Consider the following 21873-nt stretch of genomic DNA (forward strand, 5'->3'; position numbering starts at 1 on the left):
ACCGAAATACTTGGTGATCGCTGCCGTCAGCGTGGTCTTGCCGTGGTCAACATGCCCGATCGTCCCGATGTTCACATGCGGTTTATTGCGTTCAAACTTTTGCTTTGCCATGGTTTCGGCACCCTTTGTTGCTGAGCCGCAGATACGACCCCGAGATGACACGCGCGCCTGTTATCCAGTCAGGCGCGAAAAATCAAGCGCACATCTGCGGGAATCTGGAAATCTGCCCGTGGGGGCGTTTCATTCTTCCGGGGCCGCGCCTGCCACTTGCCCCTCATCAGCCTCGTCGCGCGGGGGGAACCATTCAGGCTTGGACACGATCCAGCGTTCGATTGCGGCAACGGCGTTTTCCGACAGGTTCTGCATTTGCTGTTCCGCCGATTGCGTCAGCCCCGAACTGACCACGGTTTCCCCTGACAGGCTTTCAAGCACAGTGATTCGATGGGGCGTGTCATTCAGTTTGGTCTGGGCTTCGTCATCCCAGATAGTAACCCCGACAATCAGAACGGATTTGGGCGCGGCCACAATCGGAATACCGGGAATTGCCAGAACATAGCCCTGCACCGCAATGGCCACATGATAGAATTTGTCCCCGTCATAGCGCCCGAAGCGGCGTTCGATTTCCGCAGTCAGCGCCGCTTCCCATGCTTCAGGTTCGGCGCGGCGGGATGCGGGGCCGACAACTGCATTTTCCGCAACGACAATCGCATGGCCCAACCGGAAATTGCCCAATTCGGCGCGTTCTTCGCCCAGTTGCGCCCCGCTGGTGCAGGCCCCCAACAACGAAAGCGCTGCCAGCGCCCCAAAAACACGCGCTTTCAAACCCGAAAGTTCCATATTCCGCACCTTTTACCCGTTCAACCATGGTCTAGCGCAATCTGGCGGGGTGCGCAAATCCGCGCGTGGCCTCAGGCAAAGCGGTTGTCGCGTGGAAACCCGCGCGGGGCCATACGCCCGGCGCTGGCGCGTTTGCCCAGCCATTCCGACAGGTCCGCTTCCAGACGCGTGCGCCCTGCGGGGTCCTTCCAGCTTAACCCTTTTTCCAGGGTCAGTGTTGTCAGGTCTGACAAGCCGCCATCCTTGTAGGATTGCAGCCTGACCCCCTTGCCGCGCGCCATTTCGGGCAATTCGGACATGGGGAAGACCAGCAATTTGCGGTTTTCACCGACAACCGCCAGATGGTCCCCTTCGGCAAAGCGGCAGACATGCGCGCGCACCCCGGGCTTGAGGTTCAGAATCTGTTTTCCGCTGCGGGTTTGGGCGACCACTTCATCTGCGGGCACGACGAACCCATCCCCCGCACTGGAGGCAACGACCAGCCGCGCGCCCGCCCGGTGGGTGAACAGATCGACAATATCCGCTTCATTGGGCAAATCCACCATCAGGCGCACAGGTTCCCCCATGCCGCGCCCACCGGGCAGATTGGCCCCCAGCAGCGTGTAAAACCGCCCGTTGGACCCGAACAGAACAATCTTGTCGGTGGTTTCGGCATGCAAGGCAAAGCGCCCCTCATCGCCATCCTTGAACTTGAAGCCCTGATCCAGCGCGATATGCCCTTTCATGGCGCGGATCCAACCCATTTTGGAACACACCACTGTAATGGGTTCGCGTTCGATCATGGCTTCCAGCGGCACATCCTCGACATCATGCCCTTCGGCAAAATCGGTGCGGCGGCGTCCCAGATCGGTGGCCTTGCCAAAAATGGCCTGCACATCGCGCAACTGGGCGCTGATGGTTTTCCATTGCAGCGTATCGGACGCAAGCAGGTCTTCCAGTCCCGCGCGTTCGCGCAGCAATTCGTCCCGCTCGCGCACCAGTTCCATTTCTTCCAGGCGGCGCAAGGACCGCAGGCGCATGTTCAGAATGGATTCGGCCTGAAGCTCGGTCAACTCCCCCTCACCTTCGGGGGGCGGGATATAATCCGCCTCGGAGGACGCGCGGACAAATTCCCGCCCCCAGACTTCCCGCATCAATGCCGCGCGTGGGGCGTCATCATAGCGAATGATGTCAATCACGCGGTCAAGGTTCAGGAAGGCGATGATAAACCCTTCCAGCACTTCCAGACGGTGATCAATCTTGTTCAGGCGGTGCTGGCTGCGGCGCTGCAACACGTCGCGGCGGTGGTCCAGAAACGCGCGCAGCACGTCGCGCAGGCTGCAGACCCGGGGCGTCAGACCGTCAATCAGAACATTCATGTTCAGGCTGAAACGGGTTTCCAGATCGCTGTTCTTGAACAGCATCCCCATCATCAGGTCAGGGTCCACACTGCGGGTCTTGGGTTCCAGAACAATGCGCACATCATCGGCCGACTCGTCGCGCACATCGGCCAGCAGCGGCACCTTGCGGGTCTGGATCACTTCGGCCAGTTTTTCGATCAGGCGGGATTTGGGCACCTGAAAGGGAATTTCGGTAACGACAACCTGCCATTGCCCGCGGCCCAGATCCTCAATCTGCCAGCGCGCACGCACCCGGATCGACCCGCGCCCGGACTGATAGGCGGCAAGAATTGCGTCACGCGGTTCCACCACCACGCCGCCCGTCGGAAAATCGGGGCCAGGGATCAGCGCAATCAGGTCTTCATCCGGCAGCTCGGGGGTGGCAATCAGTGCCAGGCACCCTTCGATCAACTCATCCAGATTATGGGGGGGTATGTTGGTGGCCATGCCCACGGCAATACCACTGGACCCATTGGCCAGAAGGTTCGGGAAGGCCGCGGGCAACACAACCGGTTCTTCCAGCGTGCCGTCATAATTGGGGCGGAAATCCACAGCGTTTTCGGACAAGCCTTCCAGCAGCGCCTCGGCGGCTTTGGTCATGCGCGCTTCGGTATAGCGGGCGGCGGCAGGATTGTCGCCGTCAATATTGCCAAAGTTCCCCTGCCCGTCGACCAACGGGTAGCGCACGTTGAAATCCTGTGCCAGCCGCGCCATCGCGTCATAGATCGCAGCGTCGCCATGGGGGTGGTAATTGCCCATCACATCGCCGGTAATCTTGGCCGATTTCCGAAAGCCGCCAGTGGGTGACAGCTTCAGTTCGCGCATTGCGAACAGAATGCGCCGGTGCACCGGTTTCAGCCCGTCACGCGCATCGGGCAGCGCGCGATGCATGATGGTGGACAGCGCATATTGCAAATAGCGTGACCCCAGCGCACGGCGCAGCGGTTCGGCCACAAGGGCGTTCTTGTCTTCGGGATGATCATCGTCTTGTGCCATGGCCTCGCAATAGCCCCAAGCTTGAGACAGGTCCAGCCCCCAAGGCGGCAAACTGCCCATTCACATAAGTGTCGCTTGCGGGACCAGAGGCTCAGCGTCTAGGCTGGACGTCCCCAGAATTGGAGAATTCCCCGATGCGCCCCATTTCCCTGCGCCCCGTCCCGATTGTCATCTTGTGTGCGGGCCTTGGCCTGCCTGCGCTGGCCGACACGCCGTTGCGCGCGGTTACGCTGTCCACGGCAGGGCTTGCGCTTATCGAAGCGCAGGCCCGTCTTGACAGGGACGGGCTGGTTTTGCCAGTGCGCCGCGCCGATATTGATGATTTCCTGAAATCCCTGCGCCTGTCAGGGGGCAGTGGCACGCTGCCCACCCTGACGATGACAGGTCCCGGCGGATTTGACGACAGCTTCGCCGCGCTGCCCTTTGACCCTGCCGCGCTGCAAGACCTGCGTATGCTGCTGGATGCGATGACGGGCGCGCCTGTCACTGCCACACGGCGCGGCATTGAGCTTCAGGGGCGCATCATGGGGGTGCGCGATGTGCCGTGCACCACGGACGCACAACAAGGGTGCGTCGCGCTGGCGCTGCGGTCCGACACCGGGCAGATTGGCCAGATCCTGCTGGACGATGCCACCCAACTGACCTTCCGCGATGCAGCGGATAACGCAGCTATTGACCGCGGGCTTGACGCCCTGCGCGCTGCCGGTCAGGGGCATATGCTGCAAGTTCATCTGACCATGTCAGCACAGGGCACGACCGCCGACGCGCAGGATATTTCCCTTGCATGGCTGCAATCCGCACCTGTCTGGAAAACCGCATGGCGCGCCGAAAGCGGGCCGGACGGCACCATCCTGACAGGCTGGGCCGTGGTCGAGAACGCCACTGGCCATGACTGGCAGGATGTGGACCTGACCCTTGCGACAGGGGCAGTGCAGGCGTTACAGGTGCAGTTGTATGACCGCCAGCCCGGCACCCGCAAACTGGCCGCAGGCACTGCCGCGTCTGGTGCCATGCCCGAACTGATGGCCAGCGCCCCCCTGCAACGCAATATGGCGTTTGAAGCGGCCTATGACGCGGCCCCCGTTACCATGGATGACGGCGACAGTTTTTCGCGCTTTACGCTGTCAACGCCCGTTACCCTGAAGGCGGGGGATATCATCAGCCTGCCATTTCTGCGCGAAACCCTGCAAGATGCGCGCCTGACACTCTATCGCGGGGGCAGCGGCGCGCAACATCCGATGCTGGCCGTCGTCGTGCAAAACCCGCTGCCACTGCGCCTGCCTGCAGGGGTCATGACGCTGTATGAAGACGGGCGCGGCCATGCGGGCGACGCCATGATCCCCGAACTGCCCCCCGGCGACAGCGAAACCGTGGAATTCGCCCGCGACACGGCCATGACCGTGCGCGAAAACGTGGCGCGGGCGGAAACCGTGCAGTCCGCGCGCATTGTCGATGGTGTGATGCTGGTGCAGGAACGGCTTGAACAGCGCACCACCTACCGCATTGAAGGCGCAGCGCAGGGCGCGCGGGTGCTGACAATCGCGCACCCCCTGCGGCAGGGCTGGAGCGTTCAGACAGACGGGGGCGTGCAGGGGCTGGATGACATGCGCTTCACCGTTGATGTGCCCGAAGGGGCGTTGACCACGCATGAGGTGATCGAGCACCGCCAGACCCAACAGCGCGTGGCCTTGCTGGATCTGGACATGGATGCGCTGGGCTATTGGTCGGCGCGCATGGCCGATGCCGACATGCAGGCCCTGCTGGCGCAGTTGCAGGATTTGCGCGCCGATGAAGCCCGCTTGCAACGCGAGATTACCCGCCTGAAAATGGCCGAAGACACCCTGATCGCAGATCAGGAACGGCTGATTGGCGTGATCGTGCAACTGGGCGATGACAGCCGCGCCAATCAGGACCGCCGCGCGCGTGTCGATGCGATTGACGATGAAATCGCATCAGGTCGCACTGAAATCGCAGCCGCCGAAGCGCGGCTTGACGCTATCAGGTCAGACCTGCGCGCGCTTATTTTGAATGCAGATTAGCGCATGTTGCTCAAAACTGGGACCCGGTTTTGAGCTTCTCGAACCTGCGAGATCAATAAGTTAGACCATGTGGCGTGAATGCGAATGAACGCGATATTCTCTAACGATATTATAAACGGGAAAAGCCTGAGGGCTTTTTCCGAAATTGCGCAAACAGGCACCCTGTGACGGGCGGTGCCGGATGCCGCGTTTTACTGCGGCTCGGGGCGGCGTTGCGCCATGCGATTGGCCAAATTTTCGTGCCCGGTGGCGCGCAGTCCGGAAACCGCACCGTGAAAATCAGCTTCCTCGCGGTTCTGGCTTAGCTTCGATTTCGCAAGGACGCGGTTTACGTCAATCCTGAAGGCGACGATGCCCGCAAGCATATCTTCCATGTAGTCAACAGGCGCATCCGCCATCCGCCAGGCTGACGTGCCATTCACCCGTCGCTCGTGCAGGCGTGTCAACAAACCGACGGCCGCACGTTTCGCCTGCGTGTCATGTTGGAAACGGATACAGCCATAGACATGCACAACCTGATAGTTCCAGGTTGGCACATGCCGGTGATGCGCGGCCTTCGATGGATAGAAATTCGGGGAAACATAGCCGTCATCACCGCGAAATATCACCATCACCTGCTGGCCCGCCGGGATCAGATGATGCATGTCATTCGCGCGCGCCACATGGCCGATCAATCCTCCATCCGGGGCGGCCAGCACAGGAACATGATTGGCGATCAGCCCTTCGCATGTCTGTGCGACGATACACGCCAGCGGCGCGCTTTCCATGACCGAATTAATCTCGGCTTGGTCAATCTCAAGGAAATGGGGCGGGATATACATGACAGATACCGTTCTGAATGTGGTCTTGCAGCGATAGCTGCAAAAGGACATTTCCGCCCCACAAGACAGCGCTTTATGCCATCTTGCGCGCGAAACCCTGCATCAACCGCCCAAAAGGGAAGCTGCGGTCCACTGGCGCGCACAGCCCCCATTCAGGGCTGCGCCCTGCGGGGGCCGGTCAGACATGGGTCACGATGCCGCTTCGTCGCGCCCTTCCAGCGCGTCAAGGCGGGCTTTAAGCGCTTCATTCTCCTCGCGGGCTTTTTGGGCCATGGCGCGCACGGCGTCGAATTCTTCGCGGGTGACAAATTCCCGGTCTGCCAGCCAGCGGTCCAGCAGGCTTTTCATCGCCGTCTCGGCCTCGGTGCGCGCACCCTGGGCCACGCCCATGGCATTGGTCATCAATTGTGACATGTCATCCAGAAAACGGTTGCGACTTTGCATTTTGGCCCCTTCGGCATTTGGCTTTTATCCTATATGTGACCTTGGCGGGCAAAACTCAAGGTTGACTTCCGCGCACCGCCCGCGTCAGACAGGCGCAGGTTTCCAGTTTCAAGGCCCGTGAATGACCCTTCCCCTTGCTATCATGTTCCCCGACATATCGCCGGAAATTTTCCAGATCGATCTGGGCAGTTTCAGTTTCGCGCTGCGCTGGTATGCGCTGGCCTATATCGCGGGGTTCTTGCTGGGGTGGTGGATTATCCAGTCGCTGATGAAACGCCCTGCCCTGTGGCCTGCCGACACCGCCCCAATGCCCCCCGCCAAGGTCGAAGGGTTGCTGACCTATGTGATTATCGGGGTCATTCTGGGCGGGCGGCTGGGGTTCGTGCTGTTTTACCAGACCAGTTATTACATGACCTATCCTGCGGAAATCCTGCGCATCTGGGAAGGGGGCATGTCGTTTCATGGCGGGCTTGCGGGGGTGGCTGTCGCGGGGCTGGTCTTTTGCCGCCGCCACGGCGTGCCTGCCCTGCAACTGGCTGACGCCATGGCGCTGGTCGCCCCTGTCGGCATCGGGCTGGGGCGTCTGGCCAATTTTGTCAACGCCGAATTATGGGGCCGTCCCACGACCGCGCCATGGGGCGTTGTGTTTCCCGGCCCGCACGCGCAAAGCTGCCCATGGGACTGGCCGGTGGCCCTGTGCGCGCGCCACCCCACGCAGCTATATGAAGCCGCCCTTGAAGGGGCTGTGCTGTTTGCTGTTCTGGCCTGGCTTGTCTGGCGCAAGGGCTGGCTGAAAACCCCCGGTGCCGTGACGGGGCTATTCGTTGCGGGGTATGGGCTGGCGCGTTTCACTGTGGAATTCTGGCGTCAGGCCGATGCGCAATTCATCACGCCTGACAACCCGCTGGGCCATGTCGTGACGCTGGGTCAGGCGGGTATCAGCATGGGACAGGTTCTGTCCTTGCCCATGATTTTCATCGGCGCGGCCCTGATATGGCGCGCACGCCGCGCATGACAGCGCTGCGCGACATATTGATCCGCCAGATTGCCGGTTTGGGGCCAATCCCCATTGCGGACTATATGACCACCTGCCTGTTACACCCGCAGCACGGCTATTACACCACGCGCGATCCGCTTGGGCGCAAGGGCGATTTTACGACCGCGCCCGAAATCAGCCAGATGTTTGGCGAAATGCTGGGGCTGTGCATGGCACAGGTCTGGATGGATCAGGGCTGCCCCGCGCCCTTCACGCTGGCCGAACTTGGCCCCGGGCGCGGCACGCTGATGGCCGATATTCTGCGCGCCACACGCGCTGTGCCGGGTTTTCAGGATGCGGCCCGCCTGCACCTTGTCGAAGCTTCGCCCGTGTTGCGGCGCCTGCAGGCCCAATGCCTGCCCGACCCGCAGTTCCATGACAGCGCCGACACCCTGCCCGATGCACCGCTATTCGTGGTGGCCAATGAATTTTTCGACGCGCTGCCCATTCGCCAGTTTCTGCGCGTGGACACGGGCTGGCGCGAACGCATGGTGGGGGTGCAGGACGGGCGGCTGGCTTATGGGCTGGGGCCTGTCACGGCGCTGGCGGCGCTGGAACACCGGCTGGAGGATACTGCACCGGGCCAGATGGTCGAAACCTGCGCGCCAGCGGGGGCCGTGATGGCCGCACTGGGGCCGCGCATCGCGCAACATGGCGGCATTGCCCTGATCGTCGATTACGGGGACTGGCGCAGTCGCGGCGACACATTCCAGGCCCTGCGCCAGCACGCCCCCGATGACCCGCTGGCCCATCCCGGTCAGGCCGATCTGACTGCCCATGTCGATTTCGAGGGGCTTGCCCTTGCGGCCACCCCCCTGCGCGCCACCACCCTGACCCCGCAAGGGGTTTTTCTGGAACGGCTGGGAATCACGCAACGCGCCCAAACCCTTGCCACTGCATTGGACGGGGCGGCGCTGCAGGCCCATATTGCCGCGCATCGGCGCTTGACGCACCCGCAAGAAATGGGTCACCTGTTCAAGGCGCTTGCGCTGTATCCTGACACCGCCCCTGCCCCACCGGGATTTGGACCATGACCCTGGAGATACTGACCGCCGACAGCCTGTCCCCCCTGCGCCACGGGTTTTTCACCCGGCGCGGCGGCGCATCCTCGGGCATATTTGCGGGCCTGAATTGCGGGCCGGGGTCATCTGACCAAAGCGAAACAGTGCGCACCAACCGCGCCCGCGTGGCAGATGCCATGCAACTTGCGCCCAAGGCCCTTGTCAGCCTGCACCAGACCCATTCCGCCGATGTCGTCACACTGGACGCACCCCTGCCCGATGGCGCGCCCTTGCCAAAGGCCGATGCCATGGTCACGGACACCCCCGGGCTGGGGCTGGCCATTCTGACCGCTGATTGCCAGCCCGTGCTGTTTGCCGACCATGCAGCCGGTGTCATTGGCGCGGCGCATGCGGGGTGGCGCGGGGCACTGGGCGGGGTTTTGGAAAACACCCTTGACGCGATGGAAGCCCTTGGGGCCACGCGCGCCACCACCTGCGCTGTCATAGGCCCGTGCATCAGCCAGCGCGCCTATGAGGTGGGACCGGAATTTCTGGAAGATTTCATCGCAGATGACCCCGGCCATACCCGCTTCTTTGCCAATGGCCAGAACGGGCGCTATCAGTTCGATCTGACGGGGTTTGGCCTGTTCCGACTGCGTGCGGCCGGTATTGGCGATGTCTGCTGGACAGGGCATTGCACCTATGGCGACCCCAAAATGTTCTATTCCTATCGCCGGTCGGTGCATGAAGGACAGGCCGATTATGGCCGCCTGATTTCAGCGATCCGCCTGTAGCCTGTCGCCCGTCGCCGGCCCCTTTTGCGGTGTCAGAAATCCTTGCGCGCGCGCAACGCCGCGCCGATGGTGCCGTCATCCAGATAATCCAGCTCGCCGCCCATGGGCACGCCCTGCGCAAGCGCTGTGATCTTGACCCCGGTGGGGGTCAGCACATCCGCGATGTAATGCGCGGTCGTCTGCCCGTCGACAGTCGCCCCAAGCGCAAGGATGACTTCGCGCGCCCCCCCATCGCCCACCCGCGCAACCAGTTGGGGAATGCGCAAATCATCCGGTTCAATCCCGTCCAGTGCCGAAAGCGTGCCGCCAAGGACGTGATACTGCCCTTTGAACACGCCGCCACGTTCCATCGCCCATAAATCCGCGACATCCTCGACCACGCATAATTCGCCCGTGGCGCGGCGGGTTTCATCTGTGCATATCGCGCAGACCGGCGCGGTGGATATATTGCCGCATTGCGCACAGGCCTGCGCTGAGTGCGTCACCCGGTCCAGCGCCGCCAGCAGCGGGCGCAAGCTTTGGTCACGGCGCTGGATCAGATGCAGCACCAGACGCCGTGCAGACCGCGGCCCCAGACCGGGCAGCCGCGCAAGCTGCGCAATCAGCGCTTCAATATCATTGGGGGCGCGGTCCATGCGCTGCGTCTAGAACGGCAGGTTCATGTCACGCGGCAGGCCCAGGCTTTCGGCCATTTTGCCCATTTCTTCCTTGGACCGGGCTTCGGCCTTGGCTTGTGCATCCTTGATGGCCGCAAGAATCAAATCCTCGACCACTTCCTTTTCATCGGGGTTGAAGATCGACGGATCGATGTCCAGCCCTGTCAATTCCCCCTTGGCCGTGGCGGTGGCGCGCACCAGCCCCGCCCCGGATTCGCCCGTCACGATAACGGATTTCAAATCCTCCTGAAGCTGGGCCATCTTGCCTTGCATTTCCTGCGCGGCTTTCATCATCTTGGCCATATCGCCAAGTCCGCCCATTCCCTTGAACATGTCAGTGTCCTTTCGTTCTTATGTGTCGTCAAACGGATCCCAGTCAGGGTCCAACTCATCCTCGACGGGGGCAAGTGCTTCGCTCTCGATCTGCGCATCGGGCGCTGTCAGATCACGGATATCGGCAATTCGCGCCTGTGGAAATGCCTGAAAGACTGCCGCCACCAAGGTATTTTCCATCGCCTCGGTTTCTTGCGCGCTGCGGTCGCGCGCGCGGGTTTCGGCCAGCGTGGGCGCGCCCCCTTTGGAGGTGACCGACACGCCCCAGCGCGCGCCCGTCCAGCCCTGCAACCGTCCCGCAAGGCGCGCGGCCAGATCAGGCGCTGCATCCGGTGTGGGTTCAAATTCAATGCGGCCGGGGCTGTAGCGCACCAGACGCAGGCAGGTTTCCACCTCGACCAGAAGGGCCATGTCGCGCTGTGCGCGAATAAGCGCCACAACATCCTCGAATTGCGGATAAAACGCCAGCGCGGGGGCCGCGCCTGCCAGCGCCGCTTGTGGCGCGCCCGCGCCCGTATGACCGCGAGAGGGTACCGAACCCGCCGCCCCGCCGCGCGCCATGGTGCCCGCGGCCGCCCCCGCAGGCGTCCGCGCAGTGCCCACCCCACCACCGCCAACGGGCGGGGTCTGGTCATGCCATTTGCGCAGCAGCTCTTCGGGGCTGGGCAGGTCGGCCACATGGGTCAGGCGGATAATCGCCATTTCAGCGGCCATCATGGCATTGGGGGCGGCGGCCACTTCTTCCAGCGCTTTGAGCAGCATTTGCCAGGCCCGCGTCAACACCCGCATGGGCAGGGCCTGCGCCATGGCGGCGCCGCGGTCGCGTTCATCAGGGCTGATGGTGGGGTCATTGCCCGCATCAGGGGTCACTTTGGTGACACTTAGCCAATGGGTAATTTCCGCCAGATCACGCAACACCGCCATAGGGTCCGCCCCGTCAGCATATTGCGCGGACAATTCCGACAGGGCCGCGCCCGCATCGCCGCGCATGATATGGTCAAACAGGTCCAGAACCCGCGCACGGTCCGCAAGCCCCAGCATGGCGCGCACCTGATCGGCGCTGGTTTCACCCGCCCCGTGGCTTATGGCCTGATCCAGAAGCGACATGGCATCGCGCACCGACCCTTCGGCGGCGCGCGTGATCAGCGCCAGCGCATCCGGGGCCACCTGCCCGCCTTCGGCCTGTGCGACGCGGCCCAGATGGGCAATCATCACTTCGGGTTCCACGCGGCGCAAATCAAACCGCTGGCAGCGCGACAGGACCGTGACGGGCACTTTGCGGATTTCAGTTGTGGCGAAGATGAATTTCACATGCGCAGGCGGTTCTTCAAGCGTTTTCAACAATGCGTTGAAGGCCGAATTCGACAGCATGTGCACTTCGTCGATGATATAGATCTTGTAGCGCGCAGACGCCGCGCGATAGGCGACACTGTCAATGATTTCCCGGATATCGCCCACCCCGGTGCGCGAGGCTGCGTCCATTTCCATGACATCAACATGGCGACCATCGGTGATGGCGCGGCAATGTTCGCACTGCCCGCAAGGTTCAGTGGTCGGCCCGCCCTGGCCATCCACACCAATGCAGTTCAACCCCTTGGCGATGATTCGCGCCGTCGTGGTTTTGCCCGTGCCGCGAATGCCGGTCATCACAAAGGCATGATGAATGCGGTCAGCCGCGAAAGCATTGCGCAAGGTGCGCACCATCGCATCCTGCCCGATAAGATCGGCAAAATTTTCGGGGCGGTATTTGCGCGCCAGAACCTGATAGGGGGTTTGGCTGTCAGTCATGGGGTCAAGCCTTGGTTATGTGCCCATATCCTAGCGCGGCGCGGGCGCGATGGGAAACGGGTTTTCGATTTTTACGGGGCCGCGCGGCAGGCAGGCGCAGAATTTGAGTATTTTTGGCAAGATGAAATCACAAGGCGCGTGCTGCAAGCAGATCATGGCGTGCCAGAAATCCGGTCAGATGCTGCGCGAGCGCTTCGGGCTGTTCGATCTGGGCCAGATGGGCAGCACGGCGGATGATCGCGAATTGCGCGTGGGGCACCAGCTGCGTGGTTTCGCGCACCAGATCCGGCGGGGTCAGCGCGTCGCGGTCCCCCGCAAGCCCCAGAACCGGCATGCGCAAGGCGGCTGTGGTGGTGTAGAAATCACTGCCCGCAATGGCCTGCGCGCAGCCCGCCCAGCCATGGGGCGGGCAGTCCAGCAACATATCACGCCAGGGCGCTGCCGCGGGGCTGCGCAAGAACGCAGGCGTGAACCACCCTTTCAGCACCTGCGCGGCAATCGCGGCCATGCCCTGCGCCTGCACCGCAGTTGCGCGCGCCTGCCAGATTGCGGCAGTGTCCAGCCGTGCCGCGGTGCCCGACAGCACCAGTGCGCGCAGCAGGTCTGGGCGTTTCGTCGCAAGGGCCTGGCCCACCATGCCCCCCAGCCCCTGCCCCAGAAAAACGCATGCCCCCACGCCCAGATCATCGAGCAGGGTTTCCGTGTCGCGCACCAGCTGGCCCATGGAATACGGCCCCTTTGGCGCAACTGACCTGCCATGGCCGCGATGGTCATAGCAGACGACCCGCAAGCGGTCGGGCAAATGGGGCAAAAGCGGTGCCCAGACCCGCGCATCACAACCAAGGCTGGACGACAGCACCAGAACGGTCCCCGTTGGCGGGCCGGACAGTTGATAGTGCAAGCCGCCCGCAGAGGTGTTCATGCGCGCGCAGCATCCAGCGCCCGCTGGAATACATCGCGGTCGACATTACCGCCCGAGACGGTCACGATGACGCTGTCACCGGCGATCTGGTCAGGCAGGAACAGCGCCGCCGCCAGCGCCACCGCGCCGCCCGGTTCCGCGACAATCTTCAGCCGCTCGAACGCCAGTGCCATTGCCGCCAGAACCTGCGCGTCACTGACCACCAGCCCCGGCCCGCACAGCCGCTGCATGACGGGCCATGTCAGCTGCCCCGGTGCAGGCGTTACAATCGCATCGCACAGGCCCGTGCGCAGCTTGTGGGTGACAACCTGCCCCTGCGCCAGGGATTTGGCCACATCATCGAACCCTTCGGGTTCAACTGTGCGCACCAGCATGTCAGGCGCATGGCGTTCCAGCGCCAGCGCAATCCCCGATGTCAGCCCGCCGCCGCCGCAACATACCAGCACCTGCGCGGATGTGACGCCGTGTTCTGCGGCCTGTTGGGCAATTTCCAGCCCGGTTGTGCCCTGCCCTGCGATAACCTGCGGGTGGTCAAAGGGCTGGATCAGGCTTAGCCCGCGTTCAGCGGCCAGTCTGGCACCCAGCGCATCCCGATCCTCCGAGGCACGGTCATAGAGCACCACCTCGGCGCCCAGCGCACGGGTATTGGCAATCTTGATGGCCGGCGCATCGCGCGGCATGATGATGACCGCCGACAACCCGCGCAGGCCCGCCGCATAGGCCACGCCCTGCGCATGATTGCCCGATGAAAAAGCGATCACCCCGCGCACATCATCTGGCAACGCGGAAACAGCAGACCACGCCCCGCGAAACTTGAAGCTGCCAGTATGCTGCAGGCATTCCGCCTTGACGAACACCCGACGCCCCGCAATCTTGTCCAGAAACGGGGACGACAACAGCGGCGTGCGCCGCGCGTGGCCCTTCAGGCGCGCGTTTGCCGCTTCGATCATGTCAATATTCACAGGCATAGTATTCACAGGCACATTCCCAACCATTGATGAATCGCCCGCAGCGATTCTGCCTCGTCCAGAAACGGGATATGGCCCCGCCCCGGAACTTCTTCGAAAATCATATCGGCGCGGCGATCCAGCATGTGCTGCGCAGTGTCTGCGCTCAGCAAATCGGAGCTCGCGCCGCGAATCAAGGCCAGCGGCAAACCGGCGCAGGCGTCAAACAGCGGCCACATATCGCCGCTGCCGCCCCCCTCCAGCGCGGCCAGAAACGCATCGCGCAGCGCAGGGTCATAGGTCAGGTCCAACCCCTGATCTGTCTGGACGAAATGCGTGCGCGCCTCCTGCATCCAGCGGCCCGCGGGCACATCGCTGAATTCGCAGGACGCGCGCGCCAGCGCCAGCGCCGCTTCGGCATGGGTCCGCGCGGACGGCGTGCGCCCGACATAGTCGGCAATCCGCATCAGCCCCGACATGTTGATGACTGCGCCAATGTCATTCAGGCAAATTCCACGCAATCTGTCATGGGCCATCGCGGCCAGATACATCGCAATGATACCGCCGCGTGAGGTGCCCAATACCGCCACCTGCTCCAGCGCCAGATGGTCCAGCAATTCCACCACATCCGCAGCTTCGCGCGGCACAGTGTAGCTGTCGGCCCCCGTCCATTCCGACCGACCGCGCCCGCGATAATCCAGCCGGATCAACCGCAACGGTGGCAAATGTGGCGCCAGATAGTCGAAATCCCGCCCGTTGCGCGTCAGCCCCGCCAGACACACCAGCGCGCGGCCGTGCCCTACATCACTGTAATGCAACTGCGCCCCATCCGAGGCCGTGAAAAACGGCATCTACCCCTCCCCCAAATGCGCGCCCACATCCCGCAAATCGCGGGCCATTGCATCCGGCCGCCCGAACAGGCGGTCCATGGGCGCCCCCGCCCGGTTCACCCACAGCGTGCGAAACCCGTAAGCGGCGCCTGCGCAGATATCCCAGCCATTCGATGAGATGAACAGCACCTCTTGCGGCGCAACGCCCAAACGCGCGCCCACCATATCATATACTGCACCGGCAGGTTTGAACACGCCCACATCCTCGACCGACAAAACCGCTTGAAACATGTCCTGCAGCCGCGCCGCGCGCACCGCACTGGCCAGCATGTCAGGCGTGCCATTCGACAAGATCGCCAGCGCCATGCCGTGCGCGGCCAACCCCTGCAAACTGTCTGGCACTTCGGGAAAAACCGGCAATTCCAGATACAGCGCCAACAAGCGCGCACGCAACGCCGCGCCTTCTAGCCCCGCCTCCTCCAACGCCCAATCCAGCGCGTCTTCAGTCACTTGCGCGAAATCGGCGTGATGGCCAGCCGCTGCACGCAACCATGTGTATTCCAACTGCTTGCGCCGCCAATTGGCCGAAAGCTGCGGCCAGATCTGCGCCAATGCCTGCCCGCCAGGTGCGCTTGCGGCCCTGCGCGCCGCCCCGTCCACATCAAATAACGTGCCATAGGCATCAAACACACACAGGCGGATGGTCATGCGCTTCTCCTTCTTTCCGGCCCGGCACGCCCAAAGATGTTCTGATCCTGCCCATGTTTCATCTTGCCAAAAATACTCAACCGCACAACGCCGAATGTGAAACCGGCCTCAGCGGTTCAGCCGGTCCAGCCTTGCGCGCACGCTTAACCCATGGGCCTGCAGGCTCTCCGACACGGCCAGTTGTTCCGCAGCCGGGCCAATGGCGGCCAGCGCCGCAGGCGTCATGCGCGCCAATGTTGTGCGTTTCATGAAATCCAGCACCGACAGGCCCGATGAAAACCGCGCCGAGCGTGCAGTGGGCAAGACATGGTTCGGCCCGCCAATGTAATCGCCAATCGCCTCGGGCGTCCAATGGCCCAGAAACACCGCACCCGCATGGGTGATCTGCGCCAGCAGCGCCTCCGCATCCGCCACGCACAGTTCCAGATGTTCGGGTGCAATCCGGTCGGACAGGGCTGCGGCTTCCGTCAGGTCGCGCACTGTGATGACCGCGCCATAGTCGCGCCAGCTTGCCCCCGCGATGGCGCGACGCTCCAGTGTTTCAAGGCGCGTTTCCACGGCTTGCGCCACGGCCTTGCCAAAGGCCGCATCAGTGGTGATCAGGATGGATTGCGCGCTTTCGTCATGTTCGGCCTGTGACAGCAGGTCCAGCGCAATCCAGTCCGGGTCTGACTGACCATCGGCGATGACCAGAATTTCAGACGGGCCTGCGATCATGTCGATACCCACATGCCCAAACACACGGCGCTTGGCCGCTGCCACAAACGCATTGCCCGGCCCGGTTATCTTGTCGACCGGCGCAATGGTTTGCGTGCCATAAGCCAGCGCCGCAATGGCTTGCGCGCCACCAATCCTGTAGACAGTTTCAACGCCCGACAATCTGGCCGCCAGCAGCACCAGCGGGTTGACCTTGCCGCCCGGTGTGGGCGCGCAGATGACCAGACGGCCAACCCCTGCCACCTGCGCGGGAATGGCATTCATCAGAACCGAGGATGGATAGCTGGCCAGCCCCCCCGGCACATACAGCCCCGCTGCCGCGACAGCCCCCCAGCGCCAACCCAGTTCGGCGCCCGTCTCATCGGTCCAGCGCATGTCCTGCGGGCGCTGGCGGTCGTGATAGGCGCGAATGCGCGCCGCTGCCAGTTCCAGCGCTGCGCGTTCGGCTTCGGGCACAGTGGCGCAAGCGGCATCGATTTCATCGCGCGAAAACGCAAGTGTCTGGGGCGTCAGGTCCAGCTTGTCGAATTTCGCAGTCAATTCGATGACAGCGGCATCCCCGCGTTTGCGCACATCCGCGATGATGGCGGCAACTGTGTCATCGACATCCACGGCCTCTTCGCGTTTTGCGCCCAGCAAGGTGCGAAAGGCCGTTTCAAATTCCGCATCGCGGCTGTCCAGAAATACAGGCATCAGATATCCTTGTCCAACGGGTGGCGCGGCGCCTTGCCGGACGGGGCACGATAGGGCCGCGTCACGTCAGATAGCGCCACATCCAGACATTCAACCGACAACCGGACTTCGCCATCCCCTGCAAGCAGGATGGACACATGCCCGCTGCCATCTTCGCCCGCCTCAAAGCCGATGGACAGGATCGACAGCACCAGATCGGTGTCCTTGCGCGAAAACCCGTGACTGGCCACGCCCAACACGTCACTGACCACCAGCAGCGCCTGCACGCGCTCATAATCGCCGCCTGCGGCATCCGCGCGGGGGTGATCTTCCCAGCGGAAGCGGTTTATCAGCATGGCAAAGCGGCGTTTGCGGGCGTCCCATGCCATTTCCGACACGGGCAGGACAGCATCCTGCACCAGTGCAGACAGGATTTTCAGATCCTCCGCATCAAGGGCCTGCACCCGCAAGGGACGGTCTGCGCCATCTTCAAACCGCGCATCATTCATGATTTGCTGATCCGTTCAATACGCGCCCCGCAGGCGCCCAGTTTCTCCTCGACCCGTTCATAGCCGCGATCAAGGTGATAGACGCGGCTGACCACAGTTTCCCCTTCGGCCGCCAGCCCGGCAAGGATAAGTGACACCGACGCGCGCAAATCCGTGGCCATCACCGGCGCACCGCGCAGCGTGTTCACGCCCGTGACCCGCGCGGTGCCGCCATGCACGTCAATTCTGGCCCCCATGCGCGCCAGTTCCGGCGCATGCATGAAGCGATTCTCGAAAATATGTTCTTCCAGCACCGATTCGCCCTCGGCGGTGCACATGGCGGCCATGAACTGCGCCTGCAGGTCGGTGGGAAAACCGGGGAAAGGTTCGGTTGCCACATTGACCGCGCGCAACCGATCCGCCTTGCGCGTGACACGCAGCCCGCGCGCGGTTTCTTCCACCTCGACCCCGGCCTGGGCCAGCTTATCTGCAAAAGCCTGCACCAGATCCAGCCGCCCGCCAAGCAGTTCTACCGACCCGCCCGCAATGGCCGGGGCCAGCATATAGGTTCCCAACTCAATGCGGTCGGTCACAACAGGATGGGTGGCCGCGCCAAGGGTGGCCACGCCCTGAATGGTGATTGTGCTCGTCCCCTCGCCCTCGATCTGGGCGCCCATGCGCCGCAGACATTGCGCCAGATCCACGATTTCGGGTTCGCGCGCGGCGTTTTCCAAAATCGTCGTGCCGCGCGCCAGTGTGGCCGCCATCAGCGCGTTTTCCGTAGCCCCCACCGATACGATGGGAAATTCGAATCGCGCGCCCCGCAACCCGCCCACCGCTTTTGCATGCACATAGCCATCGCGCAAATCCAGTTCCGCCCCCAGCGCTTCCAGCGCGCGCAGGTGCAAATCCACCGGGCGCGCGCCAATCGCGCAGCCGCCGGGCAGCGACACCACCGCATGCCCGTCGCGCGCCAGCATCGGCCCCAGAACCAGAATCGACGCGCGCATCTTGCGCACAATGTCATAATCGGCGCGGTGGCTGCTCAGGTCATGGCTGGACAGCGCCAGCACCTGCCCGTCCTGCAGGCTGGCCACTTCTGCGCCCAGTGATTCCAGAAGTTCCGTCATGGTGCGAATGTCCGACAGGCGCGGCGCATTGGTCAGCGTCAGCGGCTGGTCGGTCAGCAACGTGGCGGGCATCAGCGTAAGACACGCATTCTTGGCCCCTGCAATGGGAATGACCCCGTTCAGGGGACCATTGCCGGTAATGACGATCGAATCCATACTGCGTGCCCTTATTCGTTATGATGGTCTGTGTCCTGCGCGACGGGATCGTTGGACATGTCCTGCCCGTCGCGCGCGCGTGCCTGTGCCTTGCGTCTGGCGATATTCGCTTTCAGCGCCGCTTTCAACCGTGCTGCGCGCGGGTCGGGCGGGGTTTTCGGGCTGCGGGCGGGGGTGGGTTTTTCTACGCTCATGCGCCCTTGGTATCCGAAGTTTCAAAAAGCGTCCAGATTGGGGGTTGCGTGCAAAATTTTTTCGGACTACCTAGCCGCCCGTAGCCACCGTGTTACGCTGCTGTAGCTCAGGGGCAGAGCACTCCCTTGGTAAGGGAGAGGTCGAGAGTTCAAATCTCTCCAGCAGCACCATCCCACCCCCGCCATGATGTATGCGGACTTGCCCGGCACCGTGGCCAAAGGCGCATTTTGCATCTTGACCTTGGCGCGGGCTTGGCGCAATCGCGGCGGCATGGGAAACGCACAGCTTCATATCGATCTATCCGCCCTGCAGTCCAACTGGACGGCGCTGAATGCCGCTTCAGGCGCAGGCGTTGAAACGGCCGCGACGGTCAAGGCCAATGGCTACGGTCTGGGGGCGGGCCCTGTGGCAACAGCATTGGCCAAGGCGGGTGCAAGGCGGTTTTTTGTGGCCATCGCCGAAGAAGGGGTGGCGCTGCGCGCGGCCCTTGGCCCGGACCTGCCCATCCATGTCTATGGCGGGCATATGCAGGGCGATGCAGCTCTTTTGCGCGACGCCAACCTGTGTCCCATGCTGAACGCGCCCGAACAGGTGCAGCGCCACCGCGCGGCCCTGCCCGACCACCCGTATGGGGTGCAGCTTGACACCGGCATGAACCGGCTTGGCATGGAAGCGGCGGATTGGGCAGCGCTTGGCCCTGACTTGCTGGCCGGTCCGTGCCAGCTGGTCATGTCACATCTGGCCTGCGCAGATGAACCAGACCACCCGATGAACGCACAACAACTGGCGGAATTCCGGCGTATGACCGACGGAATCGCTGTGGCGCGGTCCCTGTCAGCCACAGGCGGCGTGCTGCTGGGGCGGGAGTATCATTTCGACATCACGCGCCCCGGAATCGGGCTGTATGGCGGGCAACCCTACGGGGCCGCGCGCCCCGTGGTGCGCCTGTCCATCCCGGTCATCCAGACGCGCGATGTGCGCCAAGGCGAAACTGTGGGCTATGGCAACAGCTACACTGCCCCGCGCGACATGCGCCTTGCCACGATTGCGGCGGGGTATGCGGATGGCATTCATCGCGCCCTGTCTGGCAAGGCCACGCTGTGGCACGGGACCACGGCCTGCCCGCTGGTGGGGCGTGTGTCGATGGATTTGCTGACCATTGATGTCAGCGCGCTGGAGGCAGCCCCGCAAACGCTGGACCTGCTCTGCGCGCATCAAGGCGTCGATGACATTGCCGACCAGATCGGCACCATCGGCTATGAAATCCTGACATCCCTTGGCCAGAGATATACCAGGATTTACATATAAATCATATACTTGAAGGTCGCACTTAATGCTTTGCGCGAAGGTCAATCTGGCGCGCGCCCAAGGCGGTTTCCAGCTTGTCCACAGCCTGCGCCAGCCCTTCGTCAATGATGTGCAGATATTCGGTCCAGTCATGCAACCCCGCCAGCGGGGCCTTGCCGTCCGAAATGCCGCGCAACGCAATCAATGGCACATCAAAACGCTGGCAGGCGCGCAGCACTGCGAAGCTTTCCATATCGACCATATCCTGCGCAATCGTATCATACATATTCCCTGACACCACAGCGCCCCCCGTGGACAGGCTGGCTTGTGCAAGGCCGGGGATTGCATGGCCCAGCGGCAGTTCGGCAGGCATGTCCAGAAACGGCGTCACCCCGCGCACATACCCCAAGGGCGATGCATCCATATCGCGGTAAGCAACCGCGCACGCCTGATAGACACCGCAATGGTCCAGCCGCGCCGACCCCGCAGACCCCAGCGACACCACAAGGTCAGGCAGCCCCCCTTCCGCGTTGCACAGGGCGGCAAGGGTGGCGCTTGTGACCACGCCCGCCTCGACCGGGCCGATGCCTGTCAGCACAGGCGCGAATCTTGCGCGCAGGTTCGGCCCGTATTCCGCCTGAACAGCCATCACAAACATCACCCGATGGTCTGCAACCTGTGTAATACTCACGCGCGGCGCACCACATGCACGGCGCATTGCGCGCGCGACACAACCTTGGTCGCCGTGGACCCCAGAAACAGCCCCTGCGTGCCCGGCCTGTGCGACGCAATGACAATGCAATCCACCGCCTGCATTTGCGCAACATCCAGAATTTGCTGCGCCGCATCCCCTTCGGTGACATGAACGGCCGTGTTGTCCCAGCCGCCCGCAAGCGCCTGCAAATCGGCTTCGATTGCAGTGCGCAGATCCTCGCGCCAGCCGTCAGGCAAATAGCTGATAGCAAAGCTCGGCGGCGGGTCCATGACATGAATAAGGCTGATCTGCGCCCCCTCCTCGGCCAGGGCGCGCGCCACGTGCAACGAAGGGGCAGCGTCATGGCCTTCATCATAGGCGACGGTCACCAGAATATGTTTATACATGCATCCCTCCTTTGGTTCAGGGTCAGTTAATCAACTCTGGCCGGAAAGGGAAAGGGCAAAAGAAAACCGCCCGAACATCGCTGTTCGGACGGTGTATTGCAGGCAGGAAACGCAGCTTAACGCTTGGAGAACTGGAAGCTGCGGCGTGCTTTTGGCTTGCCGTATTTCTTGCGTTCCACAACGCGGCTGTCGCGCGTCAGGAACCCTGCCGCCTTCAATGCGCCGCGCAGGCTGGGATCATACAGTTGCAGGGCTTTGGAAATGCCATGCTTGACCGCGCCGGCCTGACCCGACAGGCCACCACCGGCCACAGTTGCCATCACGTCGAACTGGTCGACAACACCGGCAACCTGAAACGGCTGGCGCAGGATCATCTGCAGCACGGGGCGCGCGAAATAGACGGACATTTCCTTGCCATTCACGACAACCTTGCCGGAACCGGGGCGGATCCAGACGCGGGCGACCGCATCCTTGCGTTTGCCGGTCGCATAGGCGCGGCCCAGATCGTCACGCACGGGTTCACGCACAGGGGCATCTTCAGCCACTGGGGTGATGGCGGATTTCAGATCGTCGAGGGTTTTCAGATCTTCAGACAT

The 21873-nt window shown here is 62.8% G+C and carries 24 protein-coding genes and 1 tRNA gene; 6 read left to right on the top strand and 19 right to left on the bottom strand.

The features are described from left to right. The 3 genes from ACTZWY_RS15680 to ACTZWY_RS15690 all read right to left on the bottom strand — a co-directional run. On the bottom strand, window positions 1-111 hold a 111-nt coding region (locus ACTZWY_RS15680; protein ID WP_444790901.1), incomplete at its 3' end, for a GTP-binding protein. A gap of 129 nt (window positions 112-240) precedes the next feature. Further along, window positions 241-837: a hypothetical protein gene (locus tag ACTZWY_RS15685; protein WP_444791648.1), complete on the bottom strand. Its 597-nt coding sequence runs from the start codon at window positions 835-837 to the stop codon at window positions 241-243. Window positions 838-908: 71 nt separating this feature from the next. Next, window positions 909-3212, bottom strand: coding sequence for a DNA topoisomerase IV subunit A (locus tag ACTZWY_RS15690; protein ID WP_444791693.1), 2304 nt, complete (start codon window positions 3210-3212; stop codon window positions 909-911). A 134-nt stretch (window positions 3213-3346) separates the two neighbouring features. On the opposite strand from ACTZWY_RS15690, the gene ACTZWY_RS15695 reads away from it, so the two are divergent. Then, on the top strand, window positions 3347-5251 hold the full coding sequence (locus tag ACTZWY_RS15695; RefSeq protein WP_444791649.1) for a hypothetical protein: 1905 nt from the start codon (window positions 3347-3349) through the stop codon (window positions 5249-5251). 191 nt (window positions 5252-5442) lie between these two features. Here the strand turns inward: ACTZWY_RS15695 and ACTZWY_RS15700 are convergent, their stop codons facing one another. Further along, complete coding sequence (locus ACTZWY_RS15700; RefSeq protein ID WP_444791650.1) at window positions 5443-6072, bottom strand: FMN-binding negative transcriptional regulator; 630 nt, start codon at window positions 6070-6072, stop codon at window positions 5443-5445. Between the two features lie 189 nt (window positions 6073-6261). Continuing rightward, window positions 6262-6516, bottom strand: a complete 255-nt coding sequence (locus ACTZWY_RS15705) for an accessory factor UbiK family protein (protein WP_444791651.1) — start codon at window positions 6514-6516, stop codon at window positions 6262-6264. Window positions 6517-6637: 121 nt separating this feature from the next. Here ACTZWY_RS15705 and lgt point away from each other — a divergent pair, with 121 nt between their 5' ends. From lgt to pgeF, 3 genes are read left to right on the top strand one after another with little or no spacing between them, the layout of a single operon-like run. After that, entirely contained in the window at window positions 6638-7531 is an 894-nt protein-coding gene (lgt, locus tag ACTZWY_RS15710) for a prolipoprotein diacylglyceryl transferase (protein ID WP_444791652.1), read from the top strand. After that, the gene (locus ACTZWY_RS15715) at window positions 7528-8586 is read left to right on the top strand and encodes a class I SAM-dependent methyltransferase (RefSeq protein ID WP_444791694.1); all 1059 of its coding nucleotides are present in this window, start codon (window positions 7528-7530) and stop codon (window positions 8584-8586) included. The genes lgt and ACTZWY_RS15715 overlap by 4 nt, the downstream gene beginning before the upstream one ends. After that, window positions 8583-9347 carry a peptidoglycan editing factor PgeF gene (pgeF, locus tag ACTZWY_RS15720; RefSeq protein ID WP_444791653.1) on the top strand — a complete coding sequence of 255 codons (765 nt, stop codon included), beginning with the start codon at window positions 8583-8585 and terminating at the stop codon, window positions 9345-9347. Before ACTZWY_RS15715 ends, pgeF begins: the two co-directional genes overlap by 4 nt. 32 nt (window positions 9348-9379) lie before the next feature. Here the strand turns inward: pgeF and recR are convergent, their stop codons facing one another. From recR to ACTZWY_RS15775, 11 genes are all read right to left on the bottom strand, one after another. Next, the gene (gene recR, locus ACTZWY_RS15725) at window positions 9380-9982 is read right to left on the bottom strand and encodes a recombination mediator RecR (protein ID WP_444791654.1); all 603 of its coding nucleotides are present in this window, start codon (window positions 9980-9982) and stop codon (window positions 9380-9382) included. Window positions 9983-9991: 9 nt separating this feature from the next. Continuing rightward, window positions 9992-10336 carry a YbaB/EbfC family nucleoid-associated protein gene (locus ACTZWY_RS15730; protein ID WP_444791655.1) on the bottom strand — a complete coding sequence of 115 codons (345 nt, stop codon included), beginning with the start codon at window positions 10334-10336 and terminating at the stop codon, window positions 9992-9994. Window positions 10337-10354: 18 nt separating this feature from the next. Then, entirely contained in the window at window positions 10355-12124 is a 1770-nt protein-coding gene (locus tag ACTZWY_RS15735) for a DNA polymerase III subunit gamma/tau (RefSeq protein ID WP_444791656.1), read from the bottom strand. A gap of 127 nt (window positions 12125-12251) precedes the next feature. Further along, window positions 12252-13046, bottom strand: a complete 795-nt coding sequence (pcaD, locus tag ACTZWY_RS15740; protein ID WP_444791657.1) for a 3-oxoadipate enol-lactonase — start codon at window positions 13044-13046, stop codon at window positions 12252-12254. After that, on the bottom strand, window positions 13043-14014 hold the full coding sequence (locus tag ACTZWY_RS15745; protein ID WP_444791695.1) for a threonine ammonia-lyase: 972 nt from the start codon (window positions 14012-14014) through the stop codon (window positions 13043-13045). Before ACTZWY_RS15745 ends, pcaD begins: the two co-directional genes overlap by 4 nt. A 5-nt stretch (window positions 14015-14019) precedes the next feature. After that, window positions 14020-14844, bottom strand: a complete 825-nt coding sequence (locus ACTZWY_RS15750) for an alpha/beta fold hydrolase (protein WP_444791658.1) — start codon at window positions 14842-14844, stop codon at window positions 14020-14022. Further along, window positions 14845-15531, bottom strand: coding sequence for a haloacid dehalogenase type II (locus ACTZWY_RS15755; RefSeq protein ID WP_444791659.1), 687 nt, complete (start codon window positions 15529-15531; stop codon window positions 14845-14847). It abuts the gene before it with no gap. A 108-nt stretch (window positions 15532-15639) separates the two neighbouring features. Further along, window positions 15640-16941 (bottom strand): histidinol dehydrogenase, encoded by a 1302-nt coding sequence (hisD, locus tag ACTZWY_RS15760; RefSeq protein WP_444791660.1) that lies wholly within the window; start codon window positions 16939-16941, stop codon window positions 15640-15642. Further along, a complete protein-coding gene (locus ACTZWY_RS15765; RefSeq protein ID WP_444791661.1) occupies window positions 16941-17429 on the bottom strand; it encodes a DUF2948 family protein in 489 nt (162 codons plus the stop codon). Before ACTZWY_RS15765 ends, hisD begins: the two co-directional genes overlap by 1 nt. Continuing rightward, on the bottom strand, window positions 17426-18694 hold the full coding sequence (murA, locus tag ACTZWY_RS15770; protein WP_444791662.1) for a UDP-N-acetylglucosamine 1-carboxyvinyltransferase: 1269 nt from the start codon (window positions 18692-18694) through the stop codon (window positions 17426-17428). Before murA ends, ACTZWY_RS15765 begins: the two co-directional genes overlap by 4 nt. 11 nt (window positions 18695-18705) lie before the next feature. After that, window positions 18706-18888 carry a hypothetical protein gene (locus ACTZWY_RS15775; RefSeq protein ID WP_444791663.1) on the bottom strand — a complete coding sequence of 61 codons (183 nt, stop codon included), beginning with the start codon at window positions 18886-18888 and terminating at the stop codon, window positions 18706-18708. A gap of 96 nt (window positions 18889-18984) precedes the next feature. Here ACTZWY_RS15775 and ACTZWY_RS15780 point away from each other — a divergent pair. Both ACTZWY_RS15780 and alr read left to right on the top strand, forming a co-directional pair. Next, a tRNA-Thr gene (locus ACTZWY_RS15780) sits at window positions 18985-19059 on the top strand. 100 nt (window positions 19060-19159) lie between these two features. Next, window positions 19160-20197, top strand: coding sequence for an alanine racemase (gene alr / locus ACTZWY_RS15785; RefSeq protein WP_444791696.1), 1038 nt, complete (start codon window positions 19160-19162; stop codon window positions 20195-20197). A gap of 22 nt (window positions 20198-20219) precedes the next feature. On the opposite strand, the gene ACTZWY_RS15790 is transcribed toward alr, so the two are convergent. The 3 genes from ACTZWY_RS15790 to rpsI form a co-directional block, all read right to left on the bottom strand. After that, window positions 20220-20867, bottom strand: coding sequence for a 5'-methylthioadenosine/S-adenosylhomocysteine nucleosidase (locus ACTZWY_RS15790; protein ID WP_444791664.1), 648 nt, complete (start codon window positions 20865-20867; stop codon window positions 20220-20222). Beyond that, a complete protein-coding gene (locus tag ACTZWY_RS15795) occupies window positions 20864-21277 on the bottom strand; it encodes a universal stress protein (RefSeq protein WP_444791665.1) in 414 nt (137 codons plus the stop codon). Before ACTZWY_RS15795 ends, ACTZWY_RS15790 begins: the two co-directional genes overlap by 4 nt. Window positions 21278-21393: 116 nt before the next feature. Further along, a complete protein-coding gene (gene rpsI, locus ACTZWY_RS15800) occupies window positions 21394-21873 on the bottom strand; it encodes a 30S ribosomal protein S9 (protein ID WP_444791666.1) in 480 nt (159 codons plus the stop codon).

Origin of the sequence: Roseinatronobacter sp. NSM (assembly GCF_052379845.1) — a bacterium.
In the GTDB taxonomy this organism is placed as follows: Bacteria; Pseudomonadota; Alphaproteobacteria; order Rhodobacterales; family Rhodobacteraceae; genus Roseinatronobacter.

Bases quoted from the DNA above. Each gene is read 5' to 3' on its own strand.
- ACTZWY_RS15685 (WP_444791648.1), bottom strand. From the start codon at position 837: ATGGAACTTTCGGGTTTGAAAGCGCGTGTTTTTGGGGCGCTGGCAGCG.
- ACTZWY_RS15690 (WP_444791693.1), bottom strand. From the start codon at position 3,212: ATGGCACAAGACGATGATCATCCCGAAGACAAGAACGCCCTTGTGGCC.
- ACTZWY_RS15695 (WP_444791649.1), top strand. From the start codon at position 3,347: ATGCGCCCCATTTCCCTGCGCCCCGTCCCGATTGTCATCTTGTGTGCG.
- ACTZWY_RS15700 (WP_444791650.1), bottom strand. From the start codon at position 6,072: ATGTATATCCCGCCCCATTTCCTTGAGATTGACCAAGCCGAGATTAAT.
- ACTZWY_RS15705 (WP_444791651.1), bottom strand. From the start codon at position 6,516: ATGCAAAGTCGCAACCGTTTTCTGGATGACATGTCACAATTGATGACC.
- lgt (WP_444791652.1), top strand. From the start codon at position 6,638: ATGACCCTTCCCCTTGCTATCATGTTCCCCGACATATCGCCGGAAATT.
- ACTZWY_RS15715 (WP_444791694.1), top strand. From the start codon at position 7,528: ATGACAGCGCTGCGCGACATATTGATCCGCCAGATTGCCGGTTTGGGG.
- pgeF (WP_444791653.1), top strand. From the start codon at position 8,583: ATGACCCTGGAGATACTGACCGCCGACAGCCTGTCCCCCCTGCGCCAC.
- recR (WP_444791654.1), bottom strand. From the start codon at position 9,982: ATGGACCGCGCCCCCAATGATATTGAAGCGCTGATTGCGCAGCTTGCG.
- ACTZWY_RS15730 (WP_444791655.1), bottom strand. From the start codon at position 10,336: ATGTTCAAGGGAATGGGCGGACTTGGCGATATGGCCAAGATGATGAAA.
- ACTZWY_RS15735 (WP_444791656.1), bottom strand. From the start codon at position 12,124: ATGACTGACAGCCAAACCCCCTATCAGGTTCTGGCGCGCAAATACCGC.
- pcaD (WP_444791657.1), bottom strand. From the start codon at position 13,046: ATGAACACCTCTGCGGGCGGCTTGCACTATCAACTGTCCGGCCCGCCA.
- ACTZWY_RS15745 (WP_444791695.1), bottom strand. From the start codon at position 14,014: ATGCCTGTGAATATTGACATGATCGAAGCGGCAAACGCGCGCCTGAAG.
- ACTZWY_RS15750 (WP_444791658.1), bottom strand. From the start codon at position 14,844: ATGCCGTTTTTCACGGCCTCGGATGGGGCGCAGTTGCATTACAGTGAT.
- ACTZWY_RS15755 (WP_444791659.1), bottom strand. From the start codon at position 15,531: ATGACCATCCGCCTGTGTGTGTTTGATGCCTATGGCACGTTATTTGAT.
- hisD (WP_444791660.1), bottom strand. From the start codon at position 16,941: ATGCCTGTATTTCTGGACAGCCGCGATGCGGAATTTGAAACGGCCTTT.
- ACTZWY_RS15765 (WP_444791661.1), bottom strand. From the start codon at position 17,429: ATGAATGATGCGCGGTTTGAAGATGGCGCAGACCGTCCCTTGCGGGTG.
- murA (WP_444791662.1), bottom strand. From the start codon at position 18,694: ATGGATTCGATCGTCATTACCGGCAATGGTCCCCTGAACGGGGTCATT.
- ACTZWY_RS15775 (WP_444791663.1), bottom strand. From the start codon at position 18,888: ATGAGCGTAGAAAAACCCACCCCCGCCCGCAGCCCGAAAACCCCGCCC.
- alr (WP_444791696.1), top strand. From the start codon at position 19,160: ATGGGAAACGCACAGCTTCATATCGATCTATCCGCCCTGCAGTCCAAC.
- ACTZWY_RS15795 (WP_444791665.1), bottom strand. From the start codon at position 21,277: ATGTATAAACATATTCTGGTGACCGTCGCCTATGATGAAGGCCATGAC.
- rpsI (WP_444791666.1), bottom strand. From the start codon at position 21,873: ATGTCTGAAGATCTGAAAACCCTCGACGATCTGAAATCCGCCATCACC.